This is a genomic window from Acutalibacter sp. LFL-21, from assembly GCF_025630755.1.
GTDB classification, from domain to species: Bacteria; Bacillota; Clostridia; order Oscillospirales; family Acutalibacteraceae; genus Acutalibacter; species Acutalibacter stercoravium.
Map to the genome: position 1 here is coordinate 169,490 of NZ_JAOTNT010000007.1, position 9,662 is coordinate 179,151.

Genomic DNA, 9,662 nt, shown 5'->3' on the forward strand with positions numbered 1-9,662 from the left:
TCGCACACTCCTTCCTTATTTTCTCACCACAGCGCCGAATTTGCACTTCTCCATGCAGACGCCGCACTTGATGCACTTGGTGGTGTCAATGACATGGGGCTGCTTGACGGAGCCGCTGATGGCGCCCACGGGGCAGTTGCGGGCGCACAGAGTACAGCCCTTACACTTGTCGGCCACAATGGAGTAATTGGTCAGGGCTTTGCAGGCGCCGGCAGGGCAGCGGTGCTCCACCACATGGGCCTCATACTCGTCGCGGTAATACTTGAGTGTGGAAAGCACGGGGTTAGGCGCAGTCTGGCCCAAGCCGCACAGGGAGTTTTCCTTGATGTAGTAGCACAGCTCCTCCATCTTGTCGATGTCCTCCAGGGTGCCGTTGCCAGAGGTGATCTTGTTCAGGATCTCCAGCAGGCGCTTGGTGCCCACGCGGCAGGGCGTACATTTGCCGCAGGACTCGTCCACGGTGAACTCCAGGAAGAACTTGGCGATATCCACCATACAGGTGGTCTCGTCCATGACAATCAGGCCGCCGGAACCCATCATGGAGCCAATGGCGATCAGGTTGTCATAGTCGATGGGGGTGTCAATGAGTTTGGCGGGGATGCAGCCACCGGAGGGGCCGCCGGTCTGGGCAGCCTTAAAGGTATGGCCGCCGGGCACACCGCCGCCGATCTCCTCCACAACCTCCCGCAGGGTGGTACCCATGGGGACTTCCACCAGGCCGGTGTTGGTGATCTTGCCGCCCAGGGCAAAGACCTTGGTACCGGGGGAACGCTCGGTGCCGATGGAGCGGAACCACTCCGCGCCCTTCAGGATGATCTGGGGAATATTGGCGTAGGTCTCCACGTTGTTGAGCACCGTGGGCACGCCGAACAGGCCCTTCACCGCCGGGAAGGGAGGCCGGACACGGGGCTCGCCGCGCTTGCCCTCGATAGAGGTCATCAGAGCGGTCTCCTCGCCGCAGACGAACGCGCCGGCGCCCAGGCGGATGTCGATGTCAAAATCAAAGCCGGAGTCAAAGATGTTCTTGCCCAGCAGGCCGTACTCACGGGCCTGCTCAATGGCGATCTGCAGGCGCTTGACGGCAATGGGATACTCGGCACGGATGTAGATGTAGCCCTGGTTGGCGCCAATGGCGTAACCGGCAATGGCCATGGCCTCCAGCACGCTGTGGGGATCCCCCTCCAGCACGGAGCGGTCCATGAATGCGCCGGGGTCGCCCTCGTCGGCATTGCAGCAGGCATACTTCTGGGGGGCGTCGTTATTGCGGGCAAACTGCCACTTGCGCCCGGTGGGGAAACCGGCGCCGCCGCGGCCCCGCAGGCCGGAAGCCAGCACCAGGTCAATGACCTCCTGGGGGGTCATCTCTGTGAGGACCTTGCCGAGAGCGGCGTAGCCGTCCTGGGCGATGTACTCGTCGATATTCTCAGGATTAATGACGCCGCAGTTGCGCAGGGCAATGCGCATCTGCTTGGCATAGAACGTGGTCTCATTCAGGGACTTGGTGGTGTTGTCATCCACCACCGTCTCCTGGTACAGCAGGCGCTTGACAATACGGCCCTTGAGCAGATGCTCGGAGACGATCTCCGGCACATCCTCTACGGTGACACGGCTGTAAAAAGCGCCTTCCGGATAGACCACCATGATGGGGCCCAAGGCACACAGGCCAAAGCAGCCGGTGCGGATGACATTCACTTCCTTCTCAAGGCCCTGGGCCTTGATCTCTTCCTGCAGCTTTTCAATGATTTGCTCGCTGTTGGAGGAAGTACAGCCCGTACCTCCGCAGACCAGCACGTTTGAACGAAACATTCCTTTCCCTCCTTATTATTTGGCTCCGATGGCATTGGCTCCAATGGTGTATTCCGATACCACATTGCCGTTCACAAGGTGGTCGTTCACAACTCGGACGGCCTTTTCGGGGGTCATCTTCACATAGGTCACCTTTTCCTGGCCGGGGGTGACTACCTCTACAACAGGCTCATACTGGCAGATGCCAATGCAGCCGGTCTGGGTGACCATCACGTCCTGCAGGCCGCGCTTGGCCACCTCCTCCACAAAGGCGTTAAGCACGGGACGGGCGCCTGCAGCAATGCCGCAGGTAGCCATGCCCACCATCACGCGGGTGCCAGCCTCCGCGTTTTCGCGCAGAGTGACGGAAGCCCGGGTCTTATCGCGAATTGCCTTGAGTTCCGCTAACGATTTCATGCTACTGACCATTCCTTTCCGGTAAAATAAAGGAGTTGATTTTCAATCTCAGGTCTCTTCTGCCTGGGTGGAGCCGGGCTCTAAAAGCTCTGCGGTCTGCTCGCTCAGGTAGTCCTTGATCCACAGGACCACGTCGGGGGTATCCAGGGGAACATCCTCCCCCAGAACCTGGCGAAGCTCGGTGGTTTCCAAGGTGAACTCCCGCCGCTCCCCCTTTTCATCCCGAAGGGTGCGGTGGAAGATAAAGTCCAAGCCGGGGTTGCAGGAAATCAGCAGCTGCACGGTGCCGTTGATATCCCCCAGCGGGATCATGTCCACACTGGAAGGCTTAAACACCGCCGTAAGGACAGTGCCCTTCCCCAGCGTTGAATCAATTTGGAAGCTGCCTCCGGTCATCTCCGCCTCCATTTTAAAGAGGGGAACCCCCAATCCCACGCTGCGGGTAGTGCGGGTGGTGTAAAAGGGGTCGATGACCTTTTGAACCGTCTCAGGGGACATGCCCTTCCCGTTGTCCTCCACCGAGATGGAGAGCGTATCTGCCAGGCGATCCTCCTCCACCGTAAGGGTGATGAGAGAGGCCCCCGCAGAGATGGAATTCTGGGCAATGTCCATCACATTGAGAGAAAGCTCACGCATGGCTGTTTACGCCATATACTGGGCCAGAATGCTGTCCACATCCTCTGGGACCAGGCGGCCGTACACCTCATCGTTCACTGTCATAACAGGGGCCAGGCCGCAGGCGCCGATGCACCGGCAGGCTGTGAGGGAAAAGGCCCCATCCTCTGTACATTCTTCCGGCTGGATTCCCAGCTTTTCTGTAATGCGCTCCAGCACCTTGTCGGCGCCTTTGACATAGCAGGCTGTGCCCAAGCACACCGAAATATGGTTGCGGCCCTTGGGGGTGAGGGCAAATTGGGAATAGAAGGTGGAAACGCCGTAGACCTCTTCCAGAGAGACGCCCAAGCCCTTGGCGATCTTTTCTTGGACCTCAATGGGCAGATAGCCATAGATGTCCTGGGCCTGATGCAGCGCGGGCATTACAGCGCCGGGCTGGTCCTTCAGGCTTTCGATGACCGCATCGAGCTTTTGCGCCTGCTCGGGAGTATCATGAAACGGCAAATTACTGATACGCTTTTGCATGGTTTTTCCTCCCAATATATTGTAGGATTTTAATGGTTGCCCTGTGGCGGGACACAAAGGCCCGCCGGAAAAGCATCGAATAAACTATAGCAAAACCGGTGGGCATTATAATTCTATTTTAGAATTAAGGCTGTTGCATTGACAAATAATTGTCGAAAACATCTCCCCATTCCATAAATAATTACCAGAATATCAATATCCTGGGTTTCAATAAAAGCCGCGTACCGCGTTCAGCACCGCTGAAGCGGAACGCTCTGGCAGAGAAATGCTCCACGGGTCACCCGCCAAGCTTTCCAGATAATGGGCGTCTGAGCTGCGGAAAATTGAAAGGCCCGCAAGCTCCGGATGGAGGGCCTGAAACGCTTCCAGGCCGCAGTCCCGGGTCACTTCCGCAGCGGTAAACCCGGCCTCCGGGGGGATAGCTCCCAAGGAGGCGATGACGCTGTAGGAGTCCCGGTTCACATGGGCCGGGAAAGCAACCCCGCCATATTCCCCCGTCAGGGAAACCACCTGGTCCACCCCGATGAAGGAGGAGACAAGCAGCAGGTTCTCCTCCTCTCCCACCTGTTCATCCTCCCCATTGAGAATGGGCTGCTGCCCAAAAATCTCCGGCCGGTTCTTCACGTGGGGCATGTTTTCATACACATAGCGGTCGAAAGCCAGGGCACCTTCCAGCGTCTCGAAAAGGCACACCACATGGGCTTCCTCGGACGTGCACAGCTCCATGCCGGGAATGACCAGCAGCCCGGCGCTCTCCCCCGCCTCCATGGCGGCGGGGGCGTTGCGGCAGGTATTGTGGTCCGTCAAGGCTATGATATCACAGCCGGAAAGCAGTGCCATCTGCACCAGATTGTTGGGAGTCATGTCGCTGTCGCCGCAGGGAGAAAGGCACGAGTGGATGTGAAAATCGTAATGATACTCTTTCATTGCAGCAACTGGTGGACCTGGATGGCCGTCTCATAACTGTTGGCGGCACAGCCGTATACGGGGATGCCCTGCATCTCCGCTTTTTTGGCCGCGTCAGCGTCCAGGGCCGCATTTTCCGTCAGGACAATGCAGCACACATCCGTCAGGGTTGCCACCGCAATGGCGTTCACATTCCCCATGACGGTAATCCATACATTGCCCGACTGGGCCCTTGCCATCACCCAGCTGAGCAGGTCCCCTACGTAGCAGCCATCGGCTTGGTTGTCCTCGCCCTCCCCGCCGGCCAGCAGGTTCCAGCCGCAGGCGGCGGCGATTTCCTTCGCGGTCATTTCGATTCCTCCTCTGTGGGGCCAGGCTCCTCCCGGGGAAAGCGTCCCATGCTCTCCTCCAGTTCCGAAAGGGTGCTGGCAAGATTCTTCATCCTCTTGCGGTAGACAAAGATGCACTCGGTCTCCTTGCACATGCCCCGCACAACATCCTCAGCAAACGCCCGGCAGGTGGGCGCGCCGCAGGCGCCGCAATCCAGGCCGGGAAATTCCTGCTCGATCTGGTCGATCTTCACCATCATCTGCATGGCTTCTTTCAGGTCGTTGGAGAGGGTGAGCACATCGGAGAACTCCAAGGCCTCTTGCCATTCCATCAGATCCGGCACAGGCCCGCCCTTTAGGTGGTTCTGCGAGACCGGAAGATATTTCCGCAGCCGCTGAATGCGGGCTTTGGCCACATAGGGGTTCTCCACGCAAAGCACCCCGCCCACGCAGCCGCCGGAACAGGCATTGAGCTCGATAAAGTCCAGATCGCCAATGCGCTCGTCCTCAATCTCCTCTAAGACCCGGATGACGTTCTCAATGCCGTCAGCAGCCAAATATTTTTCGTTGAGAAGGGCGGCTGCCTCTCCCCCACTGGTGGACCAGCCTACCCCGATGATGCCGGAGTTGGCCAGTGGTTCCACTTTCTCCAAATGGTCCATCTTGTGGGAGAGGACCGGGAACACCTCGCTGATGGCGATGGCGCCATCCACCTGGGACTTCTCTATGCCCAGGGGCATCTCGATGTCCGTCACCTTGGCGGGGCAGGGGGTGAGAAAGAAGCAGCCGATCTGCTCTTCCGGCAGGCCGGTTTTCTTCACGGCCTCCCGTTTGGCCAGGGCCGCCGCCGTCTCCATGGGGGATTTCAGGGGCAGCACATGGTCGCACAAGTCAGGAAACCGCACCCGGATCAACCGCACCACAGCGGGACAGGCAGAGCTGATGACCGGCCGCTTCAAGGCGCCGGCATCCATCAGCTTTCGGGTGGCCTCACTGACCAGCTCGGCAGCCCGGGAGACCTCGAACACGTCATCGAAGCCCAATTCCTTCAAGCCGGTGAGCACATAGTCGATATCGTCTAAATTGTTGAACTGCCCGTACAGGGACGGCGCGGGCAGGGCGATGGTATAAGTAAAGTCACTGAGCTGGGAAAGGTGCCCGTGCCGGGCCCGCTTGGCGTGGTGGGGACAGATGCGGATGCACTCGCCGCAGTCGATACAGCGCTCGCTCGCGATGACCGCTTTGCCCCCCCGGACCCGGATGGCCTCGGTGGGACAGCGCTTGATGCAGTTGGTGCAGCCAACACACTTTTCCTCGTTCAGTGTGACGGAATGGTAGAATTCAGCCACGGTTGCGTACCTCCCTAAGAAGAAAACGCGGAGAGGGCGCCCGTTATCTTCCTTCCTCTTTTCTTCCCGGGAACACCGTCATGGTCACCGTAGTGCCCTCTCCCACAACGGAGTCTATTTTCATCTCATCGGAATACTTTTTCATATTGGGCAGGCCCATACCGGCACCAAATCCCAGGGCCCGAACATTGTCCGGGGCGGTGGACCAGCCGGCCTGCATGGCCTGCTCCACATCCGCAATGCCGGGGCCCGTATCCTTCAGGACAATGTCCACCCGGTCTGGGTCGATGTCCACAACGGCCTCTCCCCCGTTGGCGTGGATGACCATGTTAATTTCCCCTTCATACATGGCAATGGACACACGGCGCACCGCGTCCGGCTCGTAGCCAAGCTTCTTCAGCTTGTGCTTCACGTCTCCAGAGGCCTCTCCCGCCCGGGTGAAATCGTCCCCAGGCACCTGATAGGTCAAATGCAGCATGCTCATTGAATTTCACAACCTCCCCGCAGCCCATTGGAATACAGCAGCCCGCAGGCCGTAAACATCCTGTAAGGGGATGCCAGCACGGTGATCTCTTTCTGCCGGGCCAGGGCCACCACATTGGGGTCGATTTTCTTTCCCCGGACGAACACGATGCAGTGCATGTCCATCATTTCGGCCGTGCGCACCACCTGGGGGTTCATCAGGCCGGTAAGCAGCACGGACTGGTCTTTTACAAAAGCCAGCACATCGCTCATCATGTCGCTGCCGCAGGCGGTTTTGACCTCCTCCTCCATGTTGGCCTCGTTGAGCACCTGGCACTTCAGGATCTCCACAATGTCCTTTACCTTCATAAAATTTCCTCCTGTGCGTCATCCTTTTCCCAAAAGGCGGGCTGGGGGACACCCCTGCCTCATACATATGAGGGGGGAAGGACTCCACCCCACCCCCGCTGCGCGGATTGCGTTGTAAATCATTATACCATAATTCCCTCTTAAACACAAACATTTTCGTTGAAATCTCCTCGATTTCTTTAAAAGGGTCTGCGAATCCCCCCAGCTATCCAGCAGTTCAACCAAGAAACCACCTGTGGGAGGGTACAGCAGCGTTTCTTAAGGGTACCGTCCACAGGGACAATGTCTCTGACACAGAGACATTGTCAAAAATATTTTTCCACTGACGGACAAAACAAAAGATTTTGTAAAAAAATCACTTTTTTCCTTGCATTTGCCGAAAAGAGCCGTTATAATAGGGAAAATATTTTATCAATTTACATGGGTAAAACGCCCAGGACATTCAGAGGAGGTAAAGCGTATGTCTCGCGTATACAATTTCTCCGCAGGCCCTTCCATGCTGCCGGAGGCCGTGCTGCAGAAGGCTGCCGCAGAAATGATGGATTATCAGGGCAGCGGGCAGTCTGTGATGGAGATGTCCCACCGCTCGAAGGTGTTTATGGATGTCTACCAGGAAGCCCAGGCCCTTTGGCGGGAAGTGATGGGCATTCCTGAGAACTACAAGGTACTGTTTCTGCAGGGCGGGGCCTCCTCCCAGTTTGCGGCAGTACCCATGAACCTGATGGTGAAATCTGGCAAAGCGGATTATGTGCTTTCCGGCCAGTTCTCTACCAAGGCCTATAAAGAAGCGGCCCGCTATGGGGACGTGAAAGCGGTAGCCTCTTCCAAAGAGGACAATTTCTCCCACATTCCAGCGCTGGACCCCAAGGAGTTCCGGCCTGACGCGGATTACTTCCACATCTGCATGAACAACACCATCTACGGCACGGTGTGGCACCAGCTGCCTGACACCGGCAGCGTGCCCCTGGTGGCGGATATTTCCTCCTGCATTCTCTCCAAGCCCATTGATGTGAGCAAGTTTGGCCTGCTGTATGCCGGCGCCCAGAAAAACGTGGCTCCTGCCGGCCTGACCATTGTGATTGTGCGGGAAGACCTGCTGGGTGAGCCCATGGAGTGCACCCCCACCATGTTCAACTACAAGACTATGGCGGAGAACGACTCCATGTATAACACGCCCCCCTGCTGGCCCATTTACATCTGCAAGCTGGTGTTGGAATGGATCAAAAACGACATCGGCGGGCTGGAAAAAATGGAGGAGCGCAATGTGCGCAAAGCCCAGCTTCTCTATGATTTTCTGGATAGCTCTTCCCTGTTTAAGGGCTGCGCCGACAAGGCGGACCGCTCCATTATGAACGTGACCTTTGTCACCGGCGACAAGGACCTGGACGCCAAGTTCGTTAAAGAGAGCACGGACGCGGGCTTTGTCAACTTGAAGGGCCACCGCAGCGTAGGCGGCATGCGGGCCTCCATCTACAACGCCATGCCGGAAGAGGGCGTTGCAAAGCTGGTAGAGTTTATGAAGAAATTTGAACTGGAGAACAAGTGAGGAAGGAGCTAACCCCCATGTATAAGATATTATGCCTGAACAAGATCAGCCCGGTGGGCACCAAACGCCTGGGAGAGGCCTACACCTTTTCCCCGGAGGTTGAGAATCCCGACGGCATCTTGGTGCGTTCCGCCGCCATGCACGACATGGAGCTGGGCGAGAACCTGCTGGCCATCGCCCGGGCGGGGGCCGGTGTGAACAACATCCCTGTAGACAAATGCCTGGAAAAGGGCATTGTGGTGTTCAACACCCCGGGTGCCAACGCCAACGCGGTGAAGGAACTGGTGCTCTGCGCCCTGCTGCTCACCTCCCGGAGGATTGCCCCGGCCATGGACTGGGTAAAAACCTTGAAAGGCCAAGGGGACCAGGTGGAAAAGCTGATTGAAAAGGGCAAGAGCCAGTTCGCCGGGCCGGAAATCCAGGGCAAGGCCCTGGGCGTGGTGGGCCTGGGAGCCATTGGCATCCTGGTAGCCAACGCCGCCAGCCAGCTGGGCATGGAAGTCTATGGCTATGACCCCTATCTCTCGGTGGAGCACGCCTGGCATCTGTCCAGCGCGGTGCACCGCTCCCTCTCTTTGGATGAAATTTATGCCAAGTGTGATTACATCACCCTGCATCTGCCCCAAACCAAGGACACCAAGGGCATGGTGAATGGGGACTCCATTCAGAAAATGAAGGATGGGGTGCGTATTCTAAACTTCGCGCGAGGGGCCTTGGTGGATTCCCCCGCCCTGCTGGAAGCCCTGGAGAAAGGAAAGGTGGCGGCCTACGCCACGGACTTCCCCACAGACAGCATGCTGGGGACAGAGGGCATTGTGGCCCTTCCCCACTTGGGCGCCTCCACTCCGGAAAGCGAGGACAACTGCGCCGTGATGGCCGTGGACCAGATTAAGGACTATTTGGAGAACGGCAACATCCTCAACTCGGTAAACCTTCCCTCTATCTCTATGGCACGGGAAGCCGGCACAAAGCGCATCTGCATCATCCACAAAAACGTGCCCAATACCATTGCCCTGTTCGCCTCTACCTGTGGGGAAGCGGGCATCAACATTGAAAACATGCAAAGCAAGTCCAAAGGGGAATACGCCTACACCATTTTGGATGTATCCGGAGATCTTTCCCCTGCCGCCGTGGACGCCCTGCGCGCTTTGGAGCCCATTGTGAAGGTGCGGGTCATTCAATAAAATTGTTTACAAGGATACGAAAGCAGCAAGGGCTCTCCCTATAAACGGGAGGGCCCTTCAGCCTGTCGAAAAAGGTCACCTTTTGGTGGCCTTTTTTCTCGTATTGAGAGAGAAAATGCGGTATAATGGTGTAGGGTGATAAAAATGCTGGTAAAGAACGCAGAAAATCGAGAGC

General features: G+C 57.5%; 12 protein-coding genes. 2 read left to right on the forward strand and 10 right to left on the reverse strand.

Features of this window, described 5'->3' with window-relative positions; translation table 11 throughout:
- Positions 1–15: 15 nt before the first annotated feature.
- The 9 genes from nuoF to ODJ80_RS10440 form a co-directional block, all read right to left on the reverse strand.
- Positions 16–1,806, reverse strand: a complete 1,791-nt coding sequence (gene nuoF / locus ODJ80_RS10400) for an NADH-quinone oxidoreductase subunit NuoF (protein ID WP_263042015.1) — start codon at positions 1,804–1,806, stop codon at positions 16–18.
- Positions 1,807–1,821: 15 nt separating this feature from the next.
- A complete protein-coding gene (locus ODJ80_RS10405) occupies positions 1,822–2,202 on the reverse strand; it encodes a (2Fe-2S) ferredoxin domain-containing protein (RefSeq protein ID WP_178862898.1) in 381 nt (126 codons plus the stop codon).
- A 48-nt stretch (positions 2,203–2,250) separates the two neighbouring features.
- The gene (locus tag ODJ80_RS10410) at positions 2,251–2,838 is read right to left on the reverse strand and encodes an ATP-binding protein (RefSeq protein ID WP_178862900.1); all 588 of its coding nucleotides are present in this window, start codon (positions 2,836–2,838) and stop codon (positions 2,251–2,253) included.
- A gap of 6 nt (positions 2,839–2,844) precedes the next feature.
- Positions 2,845–3,342: an NADH-quinone oxidoreductase subunit NuoE family protein gene (locus tag ODJ80_RS10415; protein ID WP_178862902.1), complete on the reverse strand. Its 498-nt coding sequence runs from the start codon at positions 3,340–3,342 to the stop codon at positions 2,845–2,847.
- A gap of 207 nt (positions 3,343–3,549) precedes the next feature.
- Positions 3,550–4,269 (reverse strand): PHP domain-containing protein, encoded by a 720-nt coding sequence (locus tag ODJ80_RS10420; RefSeq protein ID WP_263042016.1) that lies wholly within the window; start codon positions 4,267–4,269, stop codon positions 3,550–3,552.
- Positions 4,266–4,598 carry a DRTGG domain-containing protein gene (locus ODJ80_RS10425; RefSeq protein ID WP_178862906.1) on the reverse strand — a complete coding sequence of 111 codons (333 nt, stop codon included), beginning with the start codon at positions 4,596–4,598 and terminating at the stop codon, positions 4,266–4,268. Before ODJ80_RS10425 ends, ODJ80_RS10420 begins: the two co-directional genes overlap by 4 nt.
- Entirely contained in the window at positions 4,595–5,926 is a 1,332-nt protein-coding gene (locus ODJ80_RS10430; RefSeq protein ID WP_263042017.1) for a [Fe-Fe] hydrogenase large subunit C-terminal domain-containing protein, read from the reverse strand. The genes ODJ80_RS10425 and ODJ80_RS10430 overlap by 4 nt, the downstream gene beginning before the upstream one ends.
- A gap of 43 nt (positions 5,927–5,969) precedes the next feature.
- A complete protein-coding gene (locus tag ODJ80_RS10435) occupies positions 5,970–6,410 on the reverse strand; it encodes an ATP-binding protein (protein ID WP_178862910.1) in 441 nt (146 codons plus the stop codon).
- Complete coding sequence (locus ODJ80_RS10440; protein ID WP_263042018.1) at positions 6,407–6,757, reverse strand: DRTGG domain-containing protein; 351 nt, start codon at positions 6,755–6,757, stop codon at positions 6,407–6,409. The genes ODJ80_RS10435 and ODJ80_RS10440 overlap by 4 nt, the downstream gene beginning before the upstream one ends.
- A gap of 460 nt (positions 6,758–7,217) precedes the next feature.
- On the opposite strand from ODJ80_RS10440, the gene serC reads away from it, so the two are divergent.
- Both serC and ODJ80_RS10450 read left to right on the forward strand, forming a co-directional pair.
- Entirely contained in the window at positions 7,218–8,303 is a 1,086-nt protein-coding gene (gene serC, locus ODJ80_RS10445) for a 3-phosphoserine/phosphohydroxythreonine transaminase (RefSeq protein ID WP_263042019.1), read from the forward strand.
- Between the two features lie 17 nt (positions 8,304–8,320).
- The gene (locus ODJ80_RS10450) at positions 8,321–9,487 is read left to right on the forward strand and encodes a phosphoglycerate dehydrogenase (protein WP_263042020.1); all 1,167 of its coding nucleotides are present in this window, start codon (positions 8,321–8,323) and stop codon (positions 9,485–9,487) included.
- Here the strand turns inward: ODJ80_RS10450 and ODJ80_RS10455 are convergent.
- Positions 9,477–9,662: hypothetical protein (locus tag ODJ80_RS10455; protein WP_263042021.1), on the reverse strand; the 186-nt coding region annotated here is incomplete at its 5' end. The genes ODJ80_RS10450 and ODJ80_RS10455 overlap by 11 nt on opposite strands.

Coding starts and splice junctions, on each gene's coding strand:
- ODJ80_RS10435 (WP_178862910.1), bottom strand. CDS start 6,410: ATGAGCATGCTGCATTTGACCTATCAGGTGCCTGGGGACGATTTCACC.
- ODJ80_RS10425 (WP_178862906.1), bottom strand. CDS start 4,598: ATGACCGCGAAGGAAATCGCCGCCGCCTGCGGCTGGAACCTGCTGGCC.
- ODJ80_RS10415 (WP_178862902.1), bottom strand. CDS start 3,342: ATGCAAAAGCGTATCAGTAATTTGCCGTTTCATGATACTCCCGAGCAG.
- ODJ80_RS10450 (WP_263042020.1), top strand. CDS start 8,321: ATGTATAAGATATTATGCCTGAACAAGATCAGCCCGGTGGGCACCAAA.
- ODJ80_RS10405 (WP_178862898.1), bottom strand. CDS start 2,202: ATGAAATCGTTAGCGGAACTCAAGGCAATTCGCGATAAGACCCGGGCT.
- ODJ80_RS10410 (WP_178862900.1), bottom strand. CDS start 2,838: ATGCGTGAGCTTTCTCTCAATGTGATGGACATTGCCCAGAATTCCATC.
- serC (WP_263042019.1), top strand. CDS start 7,218: ATGTCTCGCGTATACAATTTCTCCGCAGGCCCTTCCATGCTGCCGGAG.
- ODJ80_RS10440 (WP_263042018.1), bottom strand. CDS start 6,757: ATGAAGGTAAAGGACATTGTGGAGATCCTGAAGTGCCAGGTGCTCAAC.
- ODJ80_RS10420 (WP_263042016.1), bottom strand. CDS start 4,269: ATGAAAGAGTATCATTACGATTTTCACATCCACTCGTGCCTTTCTCCC.
- nuoF (WP_263042015.1), bottom strand. CDS start 1,806: ATGTTTCGTTCAAACGTGCTGGTCTGCGGAGGTACGGGCTGTACTTCC.